This window comes from Vibrio kagoshimensis (genome assembly GCF_050337535.1).
In the GTDB taxonomy this organism is placed as follows: domain Bacteria; phylum Pseudomonadota; class Gammaproteobacteria; order Enterobacterales; family Vibrionaceae; genus Vibrio; species Vibrio gallaecicus.
Window position 1 is genome coordinate 58,305 of sequence record NZ_JAKJSZ010000011.1, and the last position, 21,347, is coordinate 79,651.

Genomic DNA, 21,347 nt, shown 5'->3' on the forward strand with positions numbered 1-21,347 from the left:
CCATAATGCGTTTTAATCAAACATCAATATGATGTAAGCAAAGAACAGGATGAGGTGGGTCGCACCATTGAGCGAGTTGGTTCGCCCGCTACTAAAGCTCACGCTTGTCATTAATAGTGTTGCACCTAACAACACCATTTCTGCTGGGGCGAGGCCGAGTTGGATGGGTTCGTTCATTACCCCTGAAATCAACAGAACAGCGGGAACGGTTAGTGCAATAGTGGCGAGAACCGAGCCAAAGAAGAGATTCATCGCGCGCTGCAATTGATTGGTCACGGCGGCTTTAACAGCACCAACCGCTTCAGGGGCGAGAATAATCAAGGCAACAATCAAACCACCTAGAGCCGCAGGTGCGCCCATTTCGGTGATGCCATCGTTAATTGGAATCGCGAGGCTTTTCGCTAACAAAATCACCACCATCAAATAGCTCACCAGCATAATCGTGTGGAATAGGTTGCTGTGCAGAGGGCCGTGATGTTCGTGTTGATCTTCATTATCGCCATCAATGAAGTAGTCGGTATGGCTGCGTGTTTGAATGAACAGGAATACGGCATACAAGGCTATCGACGCGAGTACTAATGTCCAAGTGAGGCTGGTCGACATGTTACCTCGCGAATCCATACTGGTGAAATTAGGTAGTACCAAGCACAGCAATGAGAGTGGAATAATCGCCACCAAGTACGCTTTTATTCCATCCAGATTGTAGGTTTGCGTATGGTACTTCATACCACCGATTAACAAGGTGATACCAACAAAGCCATTAAGCACTGCCATCACGACAGCAAACATGGTGTCACGTGCTAAGAAGGGGTTGGATTCCCCAGTCAACATAACTGAGGAAACCATAATGACTTCTAGTAAGACAACAGACAGCGTTAATATAAGAGTGCCTAGTGGGTCACCAAGCTTTATCGCTAGCGCGTCTGAGTGACGAACAACGGAAAAAATGGCGCTCATCACGGCGTAAAACAGCACTGCAGTAATCATTAAATAGGCGAACTGTGATAGCTCCCCTGTGAGTAAGTTGTCGCCGATCAGTTTGAAAAATAGAACGGCAACGATGCCAAGTGGTAGTTTGTATTCTTGTTTGAGTACGTTGAGCATGTTGAGCCTTAATTGAGTAACCGAAGGCTCGCTAATGTCCCTTAACGAGAGTAAATCGGGTGAATACTGCAATTTCCTGTGCAGCAAATGGTTCGTTTCAAGTTATGCGTTTTAGCTTTTGCATCTAAAACGATATCTACAAAGCTATGTGTCTAACCATGTTGCTAACTTAAGGTGAACCGATGATTCAGACTATGAATTAGAGAAATTCTTTGTTGCTATCAGACGACCGACAGTCGCCTAATAGCGTTCTTAATTAAGCGGTAAGTACTAAGCGCAGTCAGCAAAAGCTAAGGCATGCTTTGAAGGGATTCAGTTTCTTCCGGTTGATAGTGGACTGGTTTCAAGCCCACACACGTTGGTAAGAGTGTGCCAATAGAGATAGAGGACCAGGTTCCACTTAAGATTCCGACGCACAGTGCAATGGCGAAACCTTCTAGTGCACTCCCTCCTAACAACCACAGTGCTGAGACCGTGACCAAGGTGGTACCTGATGTGACAAGCGTTCGTGACAATGTTGACACGATGGATTGATCGAGAAGGGCATCGGTTTCACCATCTGGCTTCGCACGAAATACCTCACGGATGCGGTCTGAAATGATGATCGAATCATTAAGGGAGTAACCCATTACTGCCAGCAAAGCGGCCAACACGGTTAGGTTGAATTCAATTTGAGTCACCGCAAAAAGCCCTAGCACAATGACAATGTCGTAAACCAACGCTGCAATTGAACCTAGTGCCAGTCGCCATTCAAATCGGTAACTCAAGTACAGCAAGGTAAGAACGAAACATACCAAAATCGCCAAGCCGCCTTGTTCGACCATTTCTAACCCAACCTGAGGGCCAATTACGCTGCTGTTGGTAATGTGAAAATTGCTATCTATCGGCAACAGCGCTCGGTTAAGTGCTTCTCGCAAATCGAGGTCTGTATCATTGAAACGCAGTTGCCAATCTCCCTCGCTGCCTGCTGCCGTCACTTGAACATCTTGAGTCAGTGCTGAATCGAGGTGAGTTTTGAGCAGAACTTGAGTGACGTCTGGCTTTGTTTGAATATCGGCGACAACACCTCCCGTAAAGTCGAGTCCCCAATTGAACCCCCTTGCAACGATTGATGTAATGGAAAGCGTCAATAGAATCAGAGATATCATCGTCATCAGTTGACGTATTTTGGTGACGTTAATTGATTTGGTCATTACAGTTTCACCTCATGTGAGGTGTCTCGTCCCCACAAATAATTGATAAGAATTCGAGACGCAAATACGCCGGTAAATAAGCTAGTCAGTAGGCCTAATCCGAGTGTGATAGCAAAGCCTTGAATTGGACCGTTACCTATTGCATACAAAGCGATGGCGACGATCATAGTGGTGAGGTTGGCATCGAAAATGGAAGAGAATGCGCTATCGAAACCTCGATCTATGGCTTGGGAAAAGTTTCTGCCTTCTCGCATCTTGTCTTTGATGCGTTCAAAGATAAGTACGTTGGTATCGACAGCCATCCCCACGGTTAGCACAAGCCCAGCGATGCCTGGAAGCGTTAACACAGCGCCAGGGATAAGCGCCAATAGACCAAACAGGCAGACTAAGTTGATAGTCAGTGCAGCATTCGCAACCCAGCCAAGACGTCGATACCAACAAGCGATAAATACCAATGTAAAACTAAGCCCCAAGGCGAGTGCCGCAAAGCCATTTTTGACGTTTTCAGCACCAAGAGTTGGACCGATGGTGCGTTCTTCGACAATGGTGACAGGAGCGGTGAGTGAGCCTGCCCTCAATAGAAGCGCAAGGTCTTGAGCATCTGCCATAGACCCCACGCCGGTGATGCGAAAACGGTTCCCCAGCGTTGATTGAATGGTTGCTACGCTGATAATTTCGCTTTGCTCAATGGATTGTCCTGTCTCTGACTGACTGTATTCACTGTAGACAGTCGCCATCGGGTTTCCGATATTGCTGCGCGAGTGGTTGATCAATAGCCGCCCACCCGTGCTATCAAGAGTGATGTTGACTTCGGGTGTCCCCATTTCTCCTAGGCTGGCGCGTGCATCTATAATGTGTTCACCCCCTAAAATACTTTTTCTATGAAGAATGACAGGTCTACCATCTTGATCATTGATGGACTTTGTTCGTGCGCTAGCATGGGGCTCCATATGGTAAAACGCGAGTGATGCAGTGGCGCCGATAATGTTTTTTGCGGATGTCGGCTCTTGCACGCCTGGCAGCTCGATTCGAATTCGATTTTCACCTTGGCGTTGGACAGCGGCTTCCGTGATTCCTAGTTCTTCTATGCGGCCTCGCATTGTTTGAAGATTTTGTGTCACAGTCAGAGTTTGAATCGCACGTTTTTCTTCCTCATCCATTGAGATCATCAAGCGCTCACCAGATTGGCTCAGAGTCCAATTTGGATACTGCGTTCTTAAGTGGTGTCGAATATCGCCAAATAGTGCTTCGTTATATCGAGCGATGACCACTTCACCGTTTTCTACACGGCCACGTACACGAAACTCCTGACGAAGGTCGTCGATCACTGATTGCGCGTGAGCATTAAAGACAGGGGCGAGGTCAACGTCTAACAGAAATTGCACACCACCACGTAGATCCAATCCAAATTTAATCGGCTGAAAGCCCAGCGAGGTTAACCAAGAGGGAGCTGAAGGTTCGAGTGTGAGGGCAACGGTCTCCGATGGTTGGATGAACTCGGACATTAAAGCTTGTGCGGGGGCTTGTTGTCCGCTCGAAGAAAACGTCACCACTAACCTATCATTGTTTTCGCTAACACTGTGAACATCAATGTTGTTGTCTACAAGATAACGATATACATCATCAGCGTGTGCCGAATGCGTTTGGTTTGAAATGTGCAAAGCTTCACGTTCACCAAATGCAGAGGGTAGGGCACTGAGAAGCATCAGTACCACAGACAGCACGAGAACGATGACCTTCCATTTAGCTGAATAATTTATGGGTGTGTTTGAGCGCTTTAACTTCATTTTGATTGCATCTTATTGATTAACGCATCCGCAAGTAGCACCAAGCTTGTTTATCAAATAAACAGCGGTATTAATCACGTATGAGTTGAAACTAAGGGGCCTGAAAGGTTTTCGATAAACCTAACTGTTGGTTACCGAGCTATCTTAGTTTCTTGACTCAATAGAACTATGGGTTAGAGAAATTCATATTTGGTTTTCTCAACTTTTCATAAATGAATTTCTCTAATTCCTCGTAGATATTTGATTTATTTAAAACAATGAAATCTGAATTAATAATTGAGGATAAATCTATATGGATTGCACAATATATTTAAATGACCGCAAATATAGAGTTTGTGATATTGGTGAAGGGAAGTGCACTTTAGTGCTGAGTTACGCCGAAGGCATAGAGTCATTGCATGAGCACTTTAGTCATCAGTTTTTTGAGCTGGAAAGAATGATAATTATCGATATATCAACATGTTGGAGTGGTAAGGTCGAAACGCTGAGCGAAAGGGACCGCTGCGAGCTAATCACAGATGTTCGGTTATTAACTGACATCTATTGGCTTGATGACTTTGAAATTAAAACCGATAAAGGGCAAGACATACTTCTGGAGCCCACATCAGTATCTACGATTTAAATCAAATGCTGATTAGCCAAATATGACTTTCTCTAATTCATCGATTTAATTATTGAGATTGAGTGTAATGGTGTCATCGAAAGGGGCTAACCCTAAATTATTCCATTAACTAGAAGAACTATATTATGCGAAAGACAATTCTCAGCACTGCTCTTTTACTCTCTACTTCATTTGTTGCGGTTGCCGACCAATACAATCTTTCTCTTAACTATGACCCTATTGCTACGGATAGAGGGATTATTACTACAAAGCCCGCTGCTATGGTCGACCAATTGTGGGATGTAGACGTGCAATCAATCACTCAGATAACCGATGGTGTCTATCGTATTGCTGGGTGGGGTATCGGTAACGTGATCGCAGTCGAGGCTCCTGATGGCTGGATCATCGTTGATACGGGAGACGATTTAAAAGTAGCGCAAGAGCAGCGTAAGCAGTTGGAAAAACAGCTAAACAAAGAGATTGATGTTAGTGCGGTTCTTTACACCCATTCGCATTATGTGTGGGGTACACAAGCGTGGAGTAATGATGACACAGCTATTTACGCACATGAGTGGATGGAGAAACACCTTTTTGCAGACAATGGTGTTAGCCCTCTAGCTGGAATCTTCTCTACTCGAGTAGCCATTCAATTTGGGTTGTTACACCCTGAAAGCGGCCCAGATGCGTTTCCTAACAAACTTGGTTTCACGCTAGATAAGCTAGAGGGCGAAAAAGGCTACCAATCTCCAACCGTTACTTTTGAGCACAACCAAGTGGAAACTCACACAATTGCGGGGATGGAGGTAATTGTTTTACCTAGCCCTACGGATGTGACAGACAGTGTCGCTTACTACTTTCCCGAAAAGAGCCTTATGGTGACCAATGCAATGAATGCAGGCTCAATTTTCAATCTCTATACTTTGCGCGGAGATAGGTATCGTGACCCTATTCGACTTGTTGATGCGGCAGATCTGGTGCTTTCTTATGACTTTGACTATCACGTTGATATACATGGCGCTGCCAATGTAACTAAAGAAACAGCTGAAGATGCCATCCATGAGTTTCGCGACTCGATGCAATTGATACATGACCAAACAATACGAGCGATAAAGCTTGGAAAGGATGCTCAAGGAGCTGCCGAATTTGTTCATATGCCAGAAAACCTACGAGTGGATAAAGAAACCTATGGGCAAGTAGAAAGTCATGCTAAGCAGGTCTATAACGGTGTAATGGGCTGGAACGGGTGGGACGTGTACGACATCAACCCTTTGCCGACACAAACCTTTGCTTATCAATTTATTGGGAGTTTAGGTGGGGTTGAGTTAGCCAATAAAATGGTCAAGCAATCAAATCAGAAGCAAACTTTGGAAGGGTGGCAGTGGTCGCTATACTTAACCTCCCAAATACTTGAAATGGAACCAAATAACGAAGTAGCCAAACTGTCACGCGCAGAAGCGGCTCGTGCGCTAGGGCAACGTACTAGCTCAGCCAATGCCCGTGGATTCTATATTTCCGAAGCATTACTCCATGAAGGGAAACTTTCATTCGGTGAACATCAATTGGTTAACTATCAATCTCTAACCCAATTACTTGGGGCAATCACCAGTGACAAACTAGAGAACTCTCCGATAGAAAATAATGTCGAGTATATCCGTTATTTGGTGGACACACGTAAAGCCGAAGGTTTGTCTTCTCAGTTCAACCTAAATATGAGTGATAGTGAGCACGCGTTTGGCATTCAGCTTCGAAATGGCATTGTTCAAATTAGTTCGCAATTAAATGCAGGGGTGACCGTGAATCTATCTCACTCTGAGTGGAGTGAAGTGTTATTAGGAGAAACAGAGTTTAAGCAATTAGATGACTCTTTGGCGGCCTTTGATACCGCACTGACTATAACAACTGACTAAAACAATGCGTTCGTGCTTTTTAGTTCATTCAATGGTGGCGAATATCTGAGCCACCATTTTTTTGTTTTCTAATTTTTACCATTTCGTTTAGGGGATTATCTCTAAACAGCTTTTGTCTAGGTCCTGGCAAGTCAGTGGATGCAACTCTTGTGGACGCATTCCGAAACTACTCCTTTGAGTATTGATGATTACCCCATCTATTCACAAATTGTATTTAATTTATAAAACACCTTGATATGATCAATATTTGCGCTATTATGACGATAAGTCAAAAATGACGAAGCGTCATAAAATGGTTGAGTACATGAATTAGTGATTCGTGTTATTATTATGAATAGGAGTTTCGCGAGTATACGGACTGAAAAATTATGTTTGGCTTTAGTTGTAAAGGTGATAAACAAAGTATCTTTGGGTGCAAATCTGGCTTGTCTAAGAAACAACAGTCGATTGCAGACCGAGAAGTAGAGCTTACGTTGTTGGCCAAAGATTTGGTTCGAGAGCAAGGGTTCGGTAACTTAACAATGGATAGGCTCACTGCGGCGAGTTCATATTCTAAAGGTACGATCTACAATCACTTTTGCAGCAAAGAAGATGTAGTTTTAGCCCTTTGTATCCACTCTCTTAAAACGGAAGCAACAATGTTTGCCCGTTCTGGCGAGTTTGAAGGGAACACACGAGAGAAAATAGTAGCACTGCATGTTGCTTACCGGATTTATGCTCGCATGGAACCTGTATTGTCTACTTGTGCTATTATGGCTAAAAGCCCATGGGTATTAGAGAAAGCATCTAGTGAACGTGTGGTTGAAATGAACAAACTTGAAGAGCTTGTGATTGAGCAAGCCGATTCAATGGTCAATAAAGCGGTAGAAGTTGGCGATTTGAAATTCTCTTCAGGTGTTGCATCAGATGCCATCGTGTTTGCAAACTGGTCAATAGCATTTGGTTCAAATGCTTTGTCACAGAATGCATCTAACAGTCACTGTATCAAGCGTTTACAAGACCCTTATTCAGTATTACATAATGCGAATATGCTTCTAGACGGGTTAAACTGGCAACCTCTTTCAACTGAATGGGATTACAGGAAAACTTGGCGTCGTGTAGAGCAAGAATTGTTCAGTGAAGAAGTGACCTATTTAGAATCTGTAGGTCGATAATCTTCCATTAAGCCCACGATTGTGGGTTTATTAATAACCATTAGTGACGTTTCGTCATAAACTAAAGTTTAGCCTAGCGCAGTAATAGGAAACTTAAGTTTATGACTGAGAATTGTATCTTCGACCAGCTTAAGCTGGTTTTTAAAGATACAAATATGACGAATCGTCACAAATGGAGACTGTGATGGAACATGACAGCCATAACTTTAATTCGAATGACCATAGCTCGAATAACCATAGCTCAAATAAACATAGTTCGAAAAACAATAGCTCACAGAGTTCAGCTCAAAATTTAGATAACCAATCGCCAAGTTCAGACAAACAATTGTCAGGTCTTGCGAGCAATTGGTATTCATTACCCACAAAGCGTTCGTTTATTGTTTTGCTGGTAACTTTTTCAATCATATTCCTTTCTGCATTTGGAGCGAAAAATCTCTACTTCAGAGGGGATTACAACATATTTTTTGAAGGCACCAACAAGCAATTAATGGCCTTTGAAGAGATCGAAACGACATTCGCAAAGACAGATAACCTCGCCATTGTAATCGCCCCGAATGATGGAAATGTGTTTACACCTGAAACACTAACTCTTATACAAAACTTAACCGTCGATTCTTGGCAAATTCCGTATTCAAGCCGTGTAGATTCACTTGCCAATTACCAGCATACCGAAGCCATTGAAGATGATTTGTTGGTGGAAGATCTGCTTTATGAAGAGTATCCACATACTCCAGAGCGAATCGCTAAAGTCAAACAGATCGCGCTCAATGAACCTTTGCTTAGAAACTCGTTAGTGTCAGCGGCGGGTGATGTCACTGTTGTGAATGTCACGGTCCAGTTACCTGAAGTGGATAAAACGGCTGAAGTTCAAGAAGTTATCGCAGAGATCAACATCATGATCGATAAGTACCAAGCCGAGTACCCAGATGTCGCATTCCATAAAGCAGGCATTGTGGCCATGAACAATGCATTTATGATGTCGGCTCAGGAGGATAGCTCAACGTTAGTTCCACTAATGCTTCTTGTGGTGTTGGTCTTCCTGACATTTATGCTGCGCTCGTTCTTCAGTGTAGTTGCCACTTTGCTTGTGATTATTTCTTCAATTGTGGCCACTATGGGGCTATCCGGTTGGGCTGGAATGTTCCTAAGTACGGCAACCGTTAACGTACCAACTTTGGTGTTAACTCTTGCTGTGGCTGACTGCGTACACGTAATTGTGACCATGAGACAAGCCATGCAGCGCGGTATGGATAAAGCTCAAGCAATTCAATACAGCACTCAACTTAACGCTATGCCGATTTTAATCACATCAGTCACAACCGCGATCGGTTTCTTGATGATGAATATGTCTGATTCCCCAGTTCTGCGTGATTTCGGGAACTTGTCTGCATTGGGTGTCATCATTGCGTGCTTCTTATCGGTCACCATGCTCCCTGCATTACTTAAAATCTTGCCGATTAAAACATTAAAGCCAGTTCAAGCATCACAAGAAAAAGTGACGTTTATGGATAGGTTAGGTGACTTTGTCGTAGCAAACCGCAAAGCATTGTTACCTATATCGACACTCGTGATTGTGGGTGCTGCAGCGTTAATTCCATTAAACAAAGTAAATGATGAATCCGTAAAGTATTTCGATACTTCAAGTGAGTTCAGACAAGCGGCTGATTTCATGGAAGAGACCATCAGCGGGATGACGAACATCAGTATTGCAGTCAAGACTAATGAGTCACAAGCGATTGCCGATCCTGTGTTTTTGAAAGCGGTAGGAGATTTTTCTGAGTGGCTTCGAGTTCAACCAGAAATAGATCATGTTGCAACGCTTTCCGATGTCTACATGCGCCTGAACAAGAACATGCACGGTGATGATGACAGCTACTATCAGTTGCCTTTAAACCGAGAGCTTGCTGCTCAGTACTTACTGCTTTACGAAATGTCTTTACCTTATGGTTTAGATTTGAATAACCAAATCAACGTCGATAAGTCGTCTATCAAAATGGTTCTGACGGTAGATAACTTAGGTAGTGTTGAATTAGTTGAACTGGAAGAGCGTATTTACACATGGTTTTCTGCAAATGCACCTCAGTATGAAGTGCTGGCGTCTAGCCCATCATTGATGTTTGCTCATATCGGCGAAACAAATATGGCTAGTATGCTGTCAACTTTGCCTATCACTCTGGTTCTTATTTCTGGGTTGATGATCTTTGCACTTCGATCGACTCGATTAGGGATGATCAGCTTAGTGCCAAATATTGCTCCAGCGATTATTGGTTTCGGTCTTTGGGCTCTGATATCAGGTGAAATCAACCTCGGCTTATCAGTGGTGGTAACACTCACACTGGGGATCGTGGTTGATGATGCAGTGCATTTCTTGAGTAAATACCAACGCGCAAGAATGGAAGGTCAGTCGGCTGAAGAAGCCGTTCGCTATGCTTTTCACACCGTTGGGCGCGCCCTTTGGATCACCACAGTAGTTCTCGTGGCTGGTTTCTCAGTACTGGCGATGTCGAGTTTCAGACTTAACTCAGACATGGGCTTATTGAGTTCGATTGTTATTTTTATCGCATTAGTGGTTGATTTCATTTTGCTACCAAGCCTGCTGATGATTTTTGACAAGAAAACCCATTACCAAGCTGAGTCAAATTCAGTTAAATACGACTTAGGTTCGAATACCGCTTCTACTTCACCTCAAGCTGTTTCAGCGATTGCTAAATAAGGAATAAGTAATTGGCTTGCGCCTAAGGTTAGCGAGCCAATTGCATAAGGAACTTACTATGAAAAACCAATACTCAATGACCAATATGAACAACCTAAATACACAATCAAAAATGCCTCAATCATTTTTCAATACAACGTTTAGCACTGCGTTTAATTCAGCCGCAATTGTTGGTATGAGCTTCATGTTGGCGTTCTCAGCGGGCAGTGCATTTGCTGACGAGGCTAGAGGGCTGGAAATCGCAGAGCAGCGTAAAACGGTTGATATGGGGTGGGGCGACTCTGTGGCAACAATGGAAATGCTACTTAGAAATAAGCAAGGTGAAAGCAGCACTCGCTTAATGCGATTGAAGTCTCTAGAAGTTGATGATGACGGAGATAAAGGGCTAACTATTTTTGACGAGCCACGTGATGTCAAAGGAACGGCTTTTTTAAATCATTCGCATATCACAGAGTCAGATGATCAATGGTTGTATCTACCTGCGTTGAAACGAGTGAAACGTATTTCTTCACGTAACAAATCCGGTCCATTCATGGGCAGTGAATTTGCGTACGAAGACTTGAGTTCATTTGAACTGGAAAAGTACACATTTAACTACATTGAAGACGCAAAAATCGAAGGTATCGATACTTTTGTTTTAGAGCAAGTCCCTACCGATAAAAACTCAGGTTACACCATGCAAAAAGTATGGCTAGACCAACAGTATTATCGCCCAATTAAAGTTGAGTTTTACGACCGAAAAGGGGCGTTACTGAAGACGTTGTCATTCCAAGACTACCAGCAATACCTAAACCAATACTGGCGAGCTCATACTATGGCGATGCAAAATCACCAAACAGGCAAGAGCACAGTATTAACCACGACCAAGTTAGCGTTCCAAACGGGTCTTAACGATAAAGATTTCCAAAAAAATACACTTAAACGTGCAAAATAAGGAATGAAGATGAAAAGGATTGTGTCAGCAGGAACGCAGTTATCCTTAACCTTGGCGGCGACCTTGGGGCTTTTACAAGTGTCGTCACCTTGTGTTGCAGCAAGCTTTAGTTCTGAGCTCGTAGAACAGGTCAGCCCAGAGCTAGCAGGGCAAGTTAACCTTGAGCACAGGCAATTTTTTAGCGATGGCTTACAAGGTCAGGATAAAGGGCAAACCTCACTGGTGTTACAGCCAGAGTTTTATTGGGAGCAAGAAGAGGGCAACGGCAGTTTTACTTTTACGCCATTTTATCGATTCGACAGCGAAGATGATGAGCGAACCCATGGAGATATTCGCGAAGCTTTATATCTTACATATTGGGACGACTACGAGCTACGAGTTGGGGTAGGTAAAGTGTTTTGGGGGGTTACGGAATCTGCTCATTTAGTGGATGTGGTCAACCAAACGGATGCGATTGAATCAGTAGATGGTGAAGCTAAGCTTGGTCAGCCTATGGTTCATTTTACCTCGGTAAAAGACTGGGGCGCTATAGATGCAATGTTGCTTCCGTATTTCCGTGAACGAACTTTTGCTGGTGAAGACGGCAGGTTAAGACCTACAGTCATTGTGTCTGAAGACGCCATTTATGAATCATCGAGAGAAGAAAAGCACGTTGATGTAGCACTACGCTATAGCCAAATGTACGGTGATTGGGATGTAGGATTAAGCTATTTAGGCGGCACAAACCGCGACCCTTATTACCGTGTAGAAGGCAATGAACTCAAGCCATATTACGCGCAAATGCAGCATTTTGGGCTAGATGTGCAAGGCATAATTGGCGATTGGTTATGGAAACTTGAAAGTATTTATCGCGACAGCTATGACAACCACACTGGCGTGGCGACAGGCTTTGAATACACATGGGTTGGGGCGCTTGAATCTTATTGGGACATTGGTTTCATTGCCGAATACTTGTATGACAGTCGAGGCAATAACGCGCAGACTATTGGACAAAATGATGTGTTTCTTGGGGCGCGTTTCGCTTTAAACGATGAAGATGGAACCGAGGTGCTCACAGGGATCACACAAGATCTTGATAACAGCGATGTCTATAGTGCGAAGCTTGAAGCCTCAAGCCGCATCAATAACAACCTAAAGTGGCGATTAAACGCGTGGTTGTTTGAAAATGAAACGCCTGATGATCTGCTGTATTTCGCTAGAAAGGATGATTTTGTTGAACTGGCATTGGAATATTATTTTTAATGATATTTTATTGGGGTGTTCTTGTTGAAAGGAGCGCTCCAAATCTAGAATGATTTTCTATTTATAACGATCAAGATCGTCTTTTTTATTAAAGGGGGGAACAATCGAATAGACCCACATGTAAGATGGTTATAATTTTATGACCATCTATAGCCTTTGTGTATGATTTTATGGTCTTCATATATGAATGTAAGGTGTATCAGGCAATGTGGGGACAGAGGGATTTATGAATTCATTTACATGGGATAAGAACTTTGAAACAGGCATTGATTCGGTCGATGAACAGCATCAGTATCTTGTCGGTTTCATTAACCACTATGGTAATCTGTTGTCGGAAAATACCCTCTCTATCGACGACATTAGCGTTGCTTTGCTTGATCTTACACGCTATGCCGAATTTCATTTTAAAGAAGAAGAGTCTTTGATGAGAGAACGCGGTGTGTACAGCCTGCACATTGAAGAGCACGTCAAAGTTCATCGCATGTTCATGCAAGATATCTACAGCATGCAAGCTTTCATCTTAGAAGAAGATCAGTTGTCGGCGAGGCAGTTACTTGATTTTTTAATCCATTGGCTTGCTTACCATATTCTCGGAATCGATCAAAACATGGCGCGACAAGTAGCGGCAATAGAAGAGGGCGCCACACCGTTACAAGCCTTTGAGGTCGAAGAAAAACAGAACGACTCGTCAACCGTCCCTTTATTAGCTGCTCTTAAAGGTTTATTTGAGCAAGTCTCTGAGCGTAATAAGCAGTTGTTACGGTTCAACCAGCTTCTTGAATCTAAAGTCGAAGAGCGGACCGCAGAGTTAAAACGAGCGAATAAACAACTCGAAGAACTGTCGTTAACCGACTCACTCACCAAATTACCAAACCGTCGAAGTGCATTTAAACAGTTAGCCGTACATTGGCAAGACTCCAAAGAATTCGGTACACCTTTAGTGTGTATCATGATAGATGCAGATCACTTCAAGTGCATTAATGATACTTGTGGGCACGATGCTGGCGATTTGGTTTTGCAAACCCTTGCTCGTGAACTAAAAAACTCGTTTCGTAATGATGATATTGTTTGCCGATTGGGCGGTGATGAGTTTTTAATTATTTGCCCACATACCGATCTTAAAGGCGGTATGTACGTTGCGGAAATCACTCGACAAAAAGTGTCTGAGTTACAGGTTGAAACGGGCAATCAGATTTGGATTGGTAGTATAAGCGTGGGTGTAGCTGAACTCACCCAAGCATTTGGATCAATCAATGAGTTGATTAAAGCCGCAGATGAGTCAGTATATTTAGCGAAAAATTCAGGGAAAAACAGTGTCCGATCGATTCAGATTTAAAACGTATCTCACTGTATATTTAAACGGATCTTGCTTCAGATATAAGCCTATCTCACTTTAGATTCAGAACCCAGCCCACTTACAAGCCTAGGCTTAGCTCACTTCCAAATAAAGGAGTGGTACTCGTATTTGTTCCACTTCTTCTTACTCCTCATTAATATCCTGTTAAATTTGCCGTGTTTTTAGTCAATAACTTGTTCTTTTAGCGATTCAATTTGGCATTGTTAGCGTGTTTGATTACTATGTGTAGCTATCTAAAAAACTAATCATCCGATACGGACACTACCAACTGGTAGATGAGGAAATGATGCAACATCTAGAAGAGATCATTGCTAATGCAACGACTGCTATTGATACAGCAGATTCGTTAGTCGCACTTGATGAAGTGCGAGTTCAGTATTTAGGTAAGAAGGGTGAACTCACTCTTCAACTACAAAGCCTAGGTAAACTTCCACCTGAAGAGCGTCGCACTGCTGGTCAAGAGATCAACAAAGCGAAAGGTGCTGTTCAACAAGCGATCGCAGCTCGCAAAGACGCACTACAACGTGCAGAGCTTGAAGCGAAACTAGCTGAAGAAACTATCGATGTGAGCCTACCAGGTCGTCGCATTGAGAACGGTGGTCTTCACCCAGTGACTCGCACAGTTGAGCGTATCGAACAGTTCTTTGGTGAGCTTGGCTTTAGCACTGAGTCTGGCCCTGAGATTGAAGATGCATTCCACAACTTTGATGCACTAAACATCGCAGACGATCACCCAGCTCGTACTGATCACGATACTTTCTTCTTCAACCCTGATCTAATGCTACGTACGCACACTTCTGGTGTTCAAATCCGTACGATGGAAAACGGCAAACCGCCTTTCCGCTTCATTGCTCCGGGTCGTGTTTACCGTAACGACTATGATCAAACTCACACGCCAATGTTCCACCAAGTGGAAGGTATGTTAGTTGATGAGAACGTAAACTTCGCACAACTTAAAGGCATTCTTAACGATTTCCTTTGTAACTTCTTTGAAGAAGAAGTTGAAGTGCGTTTCCGTCCTTCATTCTTCCCGTTCACAGAACCTTCAGCTGAAGTTGACGTGAAACGTAAAGATGGCAAATGGCTAGAAGTTCTAGGCTGTGGCATGGTTCACCCTAACGTACTTCGCTCTGTTGGCATCGACCCTGAGAAATACTCTGGTTTTGCATTCGGTATGGGTGTAGAGCGTCTAACGATGCTTCGTTACGGCGTAAATGACCTTCGTGCGTTCTTCGAGAACGACCTTCGTTTCCTTAAACAATTCAAGTAATCCGGGGCAGTCAAAACTATGAAATTCAGTGAATCTTGGCTACGCGAGTGGGTTAAACCTGCAATTAACAGCGAAGAGCTAGCTCACCAAATCACTATGGCTGGTTTGGAAGTTGACGATGTAGAACCTGTTGCTGGTGAATTCACCGGCGTTAAAGTAGGTAAAGTGGTTGAGTGCGGTCAGCACCCAGACGCAGACAAACTACAAGTTACAAAGATCGACATTGGTGAAGAAGAACTTTTAGACATCGTTTGTGGTGCATCTAACTGTCGTCTTGGCCTAACGGTAGCAGTAGCAACAGTTGGTGCAGTACTGCCTGGTAACTTCAAAATCAAGAAAGCAAAACTACGTGGCGTTCCATCGCACGGCATGCTTTGTTCTTTCTCTGAGCTAGGTATCGACGTAGAGTCTGACGGCATCCTTGAGCTGCCAGAAGGCACAACGCTAGGTATGGATGTACGTGAGCTTCTTGAGCTTAACGACGTAACTATCGACGTAGACCTAACAGCAAACCGCGCAGATTGCTTCAGCATCCGTGGCCTTGCTCGTGAAGTTGGCGTACTAAACCGCGCAGACGTTACAGAGCCAACAGTTGACGCTGTTGCAACAAGCATTGAAGACACAGTATCTGTTGAAATTAAAGCAACGGATGCTTGTCCACGTTACCTTGGCCGTGTGGTTAAGAACGTAAACGTGAAAGCGGAATCTCCAATCTGGATGCAAGAAAAACTGCGCCGTTGTGGTATCCGTTCAATCGACCCAGTTGTAGACATCACAAACTACGTGATGCTAGAGCAAGGCCAACCAATGCACGCATTTGATCTAGCTAAGATCGAAGGCGGTATCGTGGTTCGTCTAGCAGAGCAGGGCGAAAAGCTAACACTTCTAGATGGCAACGAAGCTGAACTAAACAGCAACACACTTGTTATCGCTGACCAAAACAAAGCACTAGCAATCGCTGGTATCTTTGGCGGTCAAGATTCAGGTGTTACTACTGAAACGACAGACGTACTTCTTGAAGCGGCATTCTTCGCACCGGATCACATCCGTGGTCGCGCACGTGCTTACGGCCTTCACACAGATTCTTCTCTACGTTTCGAACGTGGTGTTGATTCAACGCTACAAGCAGCAGCAATGGAGCGTGCAACGCAGCTTCTAGTTGAAATCTGTGGTGGTGAAGTTGCGCCAGTAAACGGCAGCGAATCTGAAGCTGATCTACCAAAAGCAAACGTAGTTGCTCTACGTCGCGCTAAGCTAGACAGCCTACTAGGTCACGAAATCCCATCTACAGACGTAGTGGAAATTCTTACTCGCCTAGGTTGTGAAGTTACTGTTGTTGAAGAGAGCGAGAGCACAGACGCAGGTTGGACGGCAACGTCTCCATCTTGGCGTTTTGATATCGCAATCGAGCAAGACCTAATTGAAGAAGTAGGTCGTATCTACGGTTACGATAACATTCCAAACCAAGCGCCTAAAGCGGCACTTAAAATGAATGACCACAAAGAAGCTAACCAACCGCTTAAGCGCGTTCGTGACCTTCTTGTAGACCGTGGCTACCACGAAGCAATCACATACAGCTTCGTAGAACCAGAACAACAAAAACTTGTTGTACCTGGTGTTGAGCCGCTAATCCTGCCATTCCCAATCTCTGCGGACATGTCAGCAATGCGTCTTGGTCTAATCCAAGGTCTTCTAAACACAGTTGTTCACAACCAGAAGCGTCAACAGTCTCGCGTTCGTCTATTCGAATCAGGCCTACGTTTCATCCCTGAAGCAACTGCTGAAAACGGCATGCGCCAAGAAATGATGCTTGCGGGCGTTATCTCTGGTACTCGTGGCGAAGAGCACTGGGACATTGCAACTAACACTGTAGATTTCTTCGATCTTAAAGGTGACCTAGAAGCCGTTCTTGAGCTTTCTGCAAACGAAATCGCATACAGCTTCAAATCTGCTAAGCACCCAGCACTTCACCCAGGTCAAACTGCGGCTATCGTAGTAGACGCTGGTCTCGAAACAGAGAGAGAAGTGGGTATCATTGGTACTGTTCACCCAGAACTAGAGCGTAAGTTTGGTCTTAACGGCCGCACTATCGTATTCGAAATCGAATGGGCAGCTATCAACACTCGCGTGCTTCCAGAAGCAGTAGCCGTATCTAAGTTCCCTGCAAACCGTCGTGATATTGCAGTTGTTGTTGATGAAGCAGTAGCTTCTGGCGACATCGTAGATGCATGTATCGCTGCTGGTGGCGAATTCCTAACAGGCGCTAAACTGTTCGACGTATACGTTGGTCAGGGCGTTGAAGAAGGTAAGAAGAGCCTAGCAATCGCACTTAGCCTACAGTCTGTAGAGCGCACACTTGAAGATGCAGACATCGCTGGTTCAGTAGATGCTATCGTAGCTTCAATCTCAGAGAAATTCGGCGCAGCACTTCGCGACTAATCTCTTCTGATAGATAGAAAAAATCAAAGGCCTCGCATTGCGAGGCCTTTTTGTTTTTTGGCAAGAAGAGGGGCTAACCTCATTATTGGACAAAAACACCTCAGAGTAAATCGCCTATAATCCAGGTTTCAGAAAACTTCTCATATCCTAAATGGAAAAATTGTAGGGTTAATGACGGCCCGTTAGCTAATAATACATGGTTGATATCATCATAGTGAACGGACTGGCGTTGATTGTTTTTTTGCTAAGTATCGGAATTTAATGCCTAGTGCACAGCTGTCTAAAACTTTTGTCTTTATACTGTTTTCTTTCTCCAGTCAGAGACCTATAACAATCAGTTGGATTTAAAAATGAAAAAACTAAAAGCAATATATTTTGTTTTTCTAATAACATTAGTTTCTAGTCATAATGTGTCTGCATTTATCAGTGAAGAAGAGCTGGGGTCAGAGCCCCCTTTCAACTCGCTAGATTGGAATTCCGGTTATAGCGATGAGCCGATACTTTACCCATTACCATCCGCCTTATATGTATCTCAATCTCCAACAGACACTTCGGTATTCGCCTATCAGGAAAATTTGATAAACGGTAGGGTAGTTAAATCTAGCAGCCAACTTAGTTCAAAGAGTTCTTATACAATCTTTAATGATCCTTTATTGACGAATACAATTGGTTTTGTCATTTATGAAGCTGTAAGTGCGTATATGTCATATGGCGTGGCAACTGGCTATGGTAATGATGCAGTTGGAGGGACTCAAGTTTTTCTCGGTATAGCTTCTGGGGGTCAACTTCCTTTTACAGGATATACATTGTTGGCACTTGGAGGATACAATTTACTTAATGATGTTGAAAGAGAACAAGATGAGGATGGTGATCGCAAAATAAATGAAGATGTATTTTGGATAAATTTCGTTGGGATGAACCTACTCAACCTAGAATATACCTTAAATATGTCGTTTTTTGGTCCAGACTCAAGTCAAAAGGTATACTTCTACCCTGATAATAAAGGTGATTGGTTTATCAACTATAACTACAAATTCTAGAGCATAAGCAATGTTCTGCGCTTTGCCATAACTACAAGTATCGCAAACTCAGTAGCGTAATCTGTTGCTGAGTAATCGCACTAAAGCGTAATGAGGCAAAAATGAGTTGCTCAAGTCACCACAACAGAAGAACTTTTATCTAAATCCCCCTTGACCCGTCTACAACTTCACACTTTATAGTGACTACATTGATTGAGAGGGGCGCTTTCTGTGTCTCCTTTAAAGTAAGTAGAGAGACATTATGAAACGTTTAATTCTAAAAATTACATTCTTGGTATTTATGGCACTTGGTAGCATCAATGCCATGGCTCATGACTCAACGGTTAAGTATGGTATCGCGATATCTCACGATGGTGAGCAAATTGCGTATGGCAAAAGCGGAAGTGGGGATACGGCGCTGATCTTTATTCATGGTTGGAGCTTAGACAGCAGGCTGTGGCAAAACCAAGTGAGTGAGTTTTCAAAGCAGTATCAAGTCATCACCATGGACTTAGCCGGGCACGGTAACTCATCGTTCAACCGCGAAGAGTACACCATGGTTGCATTCGCTGAAGACATCAAAGCGGTAATTGAAAAAGAACAACTCGAATCCGTCATCTTAGTCGGTCATTCTATGGCGGGTGGTGTTATTGCAGAAGCCGCTAAACTGATGCCGGAAAGAGTGAAGGGCATTATTGGTGTCGACACATCGCAAAACGTCGCACTTGCGGTTTCACAAAGCGACTTAAATGCAATGACCAAACCGTTTGAAGTAGACTTCCAAGCAGGCATTACTATGTTCGTGAAAGACTCGCTACCAAAAGACGTAGACACGGATTTACTTTATTGGGTAACGCAAGACATGGCATCAGCACCGCCAGCTATCGCGATAAACCAGTTCCGCCATTATCTAGGCCAATACGTGACAGGCGAAGCTCACCGCGTGTATGAGAACGTGAACGTGCCAGTAATATTGGTGAATGCTCGCCTATGGCCAACCGATTCAGAAGCGAACAAGAAACACATCAAGGATTACAGTATTTACTACATTGAAGACTCAGGTCATTTCCCTATGCTAGAGCAACCACAGCAATTCAACACAACGTTGATGAAAGCGGTTAAGTCAGTGAAGTAGGGCGCTTGCGCGTGAGAATAGGCTGATAATCCCCTCCTAACCTCCCCTTGGTTTACATCTCCAATCTCTTGTTGGTTACGGAAAAGGGGAGGAACTGAATACCGATCGCTACATGTGCTGCAATGTGTTCAGCGACAAAGAATGTTCTCCCCCTCATTCTTATATCTCAAGAGATCGGGTCACCCCATTCGAGGGGGAGGCTTTCACACAGACTCTGTTTTGACTACTTCACGGCAGCCGAGGAAATAAAGCGAAGAGATTAAGAGTACAGAACCACACAATATCCAACTAAGGGATATGCCGTAATACTCAGAAATGAATCCCAAAGCTAAAGAAGCCAGTACGCCGCCACCTGTAACGGCGAAAGAACTTATGGACAAAATTGTTGATCGCATCTCTTCTGGAGTATTTTCATTAAGTAATACCTGCTCAGAGTTGTTGCCCATTGTTAGGAGAAAGAAAAACGCCAAATACAGTAGAGCAAAGTTCATGGTGTTGCTGGTGTTGGCAAGTAAGATCAGCGACAGGCCGGCAAGTGCGCGAGTCACAAACATTAAAGCCTTGTGAGAACCGCCAAACACTTTTAACAAGGGAACGGACACTATTGACGATAAAGCGGACACCAAGAAGTACAGTGCCGATATGATGCCAAAAAGTGTTAAATCTTTGGACTGCATTACCATTAATTCTGATAGGTAGGGTTGCCAGAGGTTTTCAACAGCACTCATTGTTGCGCCAAATACGAGTGTTGCCTGAATAACTAACCTTAACGTCCAGTGGTTTAGAGAGAAGTTAAGTGCCTGAACACTCGTTTTTACCGCGATTATGATGGTGCTTTTGTGGCTTTCTTTGATTCTTTTCTGCTCATCAGGAAGCAATAGCCGTGTCAGAAAAAGCAAGATAATACTTGATACGCTAGTGACGAAAATACTGATGTCATACGAGTCAAATGACTCAAAATATGAACTCACCATACTGTTAGGTAAAACACCACCGAACAGACATCCGGTTGCTAGCCCTACGGTAACAAACACATTAACTTTTGCCATAGCTGTATGGTACGAATTATCTCCAGGGATACGATCAAATGCATCATAGAACCATGCGTCGAGAGTCCCGGAGTAAACGGCTCTAGAAGCGCCTAAGAACATGGCGCTAATTAAGATACTGCTCAAGCTATTTGCATAGAGTAGATTGAGATAGCCAAGTAGAGTAAGTACTAGCGAGTACGAATATGTTTTTTTTCGTCCAATGGTGTCAGCAAGGCCACCGACTGGTATCTCTAATATTGTCGTGCTTCCGATCCAAACAGCCATGACAATCCCAACTTCCGTTAGGTTTAGTCCCCTAGACTGAAAAATAAGAATAATGACAGGAATAAGTAGCCCAACTACTGTCCAATGTAGATATTGTTGTATGCCAAATCGTACAACTAACTCATTTCGTTGCATCAATATGTTCCTTTGCTTATTTAAAATGGCATCATCTCTGA

General features: G+C 43.6%; 15 protein-coding genes. 11 read left to right on the forward strand and 4 right to left on the reverse strand.

Going from position 1 to position 21,347, the window contains the following annotated elements; translation table 11 throughout:
• Positions 1 to 12: 12 nt before the first annotated feature.
• The 3 genes from L4C37_RS12035 to secD all read right to left on the reverse strand — a co-directional run bounded on the left by L4C37_RS12035 (position 13) and on the right by secD (position 4,090).
• Positions 13 to 1,104, reverse strand: a complete 1,092-nt coding sequence (locus L4C37_RS12035) for a calcium:cation antiporter (RefSeq protein WP_429768717.1) — start codon at positions 1,102 to 1,104, stop codon at positions 13 to 15.
• Positions 1,105 to 1,394: 290 nt separating this feature from the next.
• Positions 1,395 to 2,297: a protein translocase subunit SecF gene (gene secF, locus L4C37_RS12040; protein WP_429768718.1), complete on the reverse strand. Its 903-nt coding sequence runs from the start codon at positions 2,295 to 2,297 to the stop codon at positions 1,395 to 1,397.
• Positions 2,297 to 4,090 (reverse strand): protein translocase subunit SecD, encoded by a 1,794-nt coding sequence (gene secD / locus L4C37_RS12045; RefSeq protein WP_429768784.1) that lies wholly within the window; start codon positions 4,088 to 4,090, stop codon positions 2,297 to 2,299. Before secD ends, secF begins: the two co-directional genes overlap by 1 nt.
• Before the next feature lie 286 nt (positions 4,091 to 4,376).
• Between secD and L4C37_RS12050 the strand changes: the two genes are divergently transcribed.
• The 11 genes from L4C37_RS12050 to L4C37_RS12100 all read left to right on the forward strand — a co-directional run bounded on the left by L4C37_RS12050 (position 4,377) and on the right by L4C37_RS12100 (position 19,855).
• On the forward strand, positions 4,377 to 4,706 hold the full coding sequence (locus L4C37_RS12050; RefSeq protein ID WP_429768719.1) for a hypothetical protein: 330 nt from the start codon (positions 4,377 to 4,379) through the stop codon (positions 4,704 to 4,706).
• A 125-nt stretch (positions 4,707 to 4,831) separates the two neighbouring features.
• Positions 4,832 to 6,592, forward strand: coding sequence for an alkyl sulfatase dimerization domain-containing protein (locus L4C37_RS12055; RefSeq protein WP_429768721.1), 1,761 nt, complete (start codon positions 4,832 to 4,834; stop codon positions 6,590 to 6,592).
• Between the two features lie 368 nt (positions 6,593 to 6,960).
• Positions 6,961 to 7,746 (forward strand): TetR/AcrR family transcriptional regulator, encoded by a 786-nt coding sequence (locus L4C37_RS12060; protein ID WP_137372640.1) that lies wholly within the window; start codon positions 6,961 to 6,963, stop codon positions 7,744 to 7,746.
• A gap of 184 nt (positions 7,747 to 7,930) precedes the next feature.
• A complete protein-coding gene (locus tag L4C37_RS12065) occupies positions 7,931 to 10,459 on the forward strand; it encodes an efflux RND transporter permease subunit (RefSeq protein WP_429768722.1) in 2,529 nt (842 codons plus the stop codon).
• Positions 10,460 to 10,571: 112 nt separating this feature from the next.
• On the forward strand, positions 10,572 to 11,393 hold the full coding sequence (locus tag L4C37_RS12070) for an outer membrane lipoprotein-sorting protein (RefSeq protein WP_372266313.1): 822 nt from the start codon (positions 10,572 to 10,574) through the stop codon (positions 11,391 to 11,393).
• A gap of 9 nt (positions 11,394 to 11,402) precedes the next feature.
• The gene (locus tag L4C37_RS12075; RefSeq protein ID WP_273297159.1) at positions 11,403 to 12,635 is read left to right on the forward strand and encodes a hypothetical protein; all 1,233 of its coding nucleotides are present in this window, start codon (positions 11,403 to 11,405) and stop codon (positions 12,633 to 12,635) included.
• Positions 12,636 to 12,861: 226 nt separating this feature from the next.
• Positions 12,862 to 13,971: a GGDEF domain-containing protein gene (locus L4C37_RS12080; protein ID WP_171735336.1), complete on the forward strand. Its 1,110-nt coding sequence runs from the start codon at positions 12,862 to 12,864 to the stop codon at positions 13,969 to 13,971.
• Positions 13,972 to 14,278: 307 nt separating this feature from the next.
• The gene (gene pheS / locus L4C37_RS12085) at positions 14,279 to 15,262 is read left to right on the forward strand and encodes a phenylalanine--tRNA ligase subunit alpha (protein WP_004734764.1); all 984 of its coding nucleotides are present in this window, start codon (positions 14,279 to 14,281) and stop codon (positions 15,260 to 15,262) included.
• 18 nt (positions 15,263 to 15,280) lie between these two features.
• A complete protein-coding gene (gene pheT, locus L4C37_RS12090; protein WP_429768723.1) occupies positions 15,281 to 17,701 on the forward strand; it encodes a phenylalanine--tRNA ligase subunit beta in 2,421 nt (806 codons plus the stop codon).
• A 350-nt stretch (positions 17,702 to 18,051) separates the two neighbouring features.
• Complete coding sequence (locus tag L4C37_RS12095; protein ID WP_429768724.1) at positions 18,052 to 18,741, forward strand: hypothetical protein; 690 nt, start codon at positions 18,052 to 18,054, stop codon at positions 18,739 to 18,741.
• Between the two features lie 241 nt (positions 18,742 to 18,982).
• Positions 18,983 to 19,855: an alpha/beta fold hydrolase gene (locus L4C37_RS12100; RefSeq protein WP_429768726.1), complete on the forward strand. Its 873-nt coding sequence runs from the start codon at positions 18,983 to 18,985 to the stop codon at positions 19,853 to 19,855.
• A gap of 203 nt (positions 19,856 to 20,058) precedes the next feature.
• Here the strand turns inward: L4C37_RS12100 and L4C37_RS12105 are convergent, their stop codons facing one another.
• Positions 20,059 to 21,306, reverse strand: coding sequence for an MFS transporter (locus tag L4C37_RS12105; RefSeq protein WP_429768727.1), 1,248 nt, complete (start codon positions 21,304 to 21,306; stop codon positions 20,059 to 20,061).
• Positions 21,307 to 21,347: the final 41 nt, after the last annotated feature.

Excerpts from the sequence above, each read along its gene's own strand:
- L4C37_RS12035 (WP_429768717.1), bottom strand. The coding sequence starts at position 1,104 with ATGCTCAACGTACTCAAACAAGAATACAAACTACCACTTGGCATCGTT.
- secF (WP_429768718.1), bottom strand. The coding sequence starts at position 2,297 with ATGACCAAATCAATTAACGTCACCAAAATACGTCAACTGATGACGATG.
- L4C37_RS12050 (WP_429768719.1), top strand. The coding sequence starts at position 4,377 with ATGGATTGCACAATATATTTAAATGACCGCAAATATAGAGTTTGTGAT.
- L4C37_RS12055 (WP_429768721.1), top strand. The coding sequence starts at position 4,832 with ATGCGAAAGACAATTCTCAGCACTGCTCTTTTACTCTCTACTTCATTT.
- L4C37_RS12060 (WP_137372640.1), top strand. The coding sequence starts at position 6,961 with ATGTTTGGCTTTAGTTGTAAAGGTGATAAACAAAGTATCTTTGGGTGC.
- L4C37_RS12065 (WP_429768722.1), top strand. The coding sequence starts at position 7,931 with ATGGAACATGACAGCCATAACTTTAATTCGAATGACCATAGCTCGAAT.
- L4C37_RS12070 (WP_372266313.1), top strand. The coding sequence starts at position 10,572 with ATGCCTCAATCATTTTTCAATACAACGTTTAGCACTGCGTTTAATTCA.
- L4C37_RS12075 (WP_273297159.1), top strand. The coding sequence starts at position 11,403 with ATGAAAAGGATTGTGTCAGCAGGAACGCAGTTATCCTTAACCTTGGCG.
- L4C37_RS12080 (WP_171735336.1), top strand. The coding sequence starts at position 12,862 with ATGAATTCATTTACATGGGATAAGAACTTTGAAACAGGCATTGATTCG.
- pheS (WP_004734764.1), top strand. The coding sequence starts at position 14,279 with ATGCAACATCTAGAAGAGATCATTGCTAATGCAACGACTGCTATTGAT.
- pheT (WP_429768723.1), top strand. The coding sequence starts at position 15,281 with ATGAAATTCAGTGAATCTTGGCTACGCGAGTGGGTTAAACCTGCAATT.
- L4C37_RS12095 (WP_429768724.1), top strand. The coding sequence starts at position 18,052 with ATGAAAAAACTAAAAGCAATATATTTTGTTTTTCTAATAACATTAGTT.
- L4C37_RS12100 (WP_429768726.1), top strand. The coding sequence starts at position 18,983 with ATGAAACGTTTAATTCTAAAAATTACATTCTTGGTATTTATGGCACTT.
- L4C37_RS12105 (WP_429768727.1), bottom strand. The coding sequence starts at position 21,306 with ATGCAACGAAATGAGTTAGTTGTACGATTTGGCATACAACAATATCTA.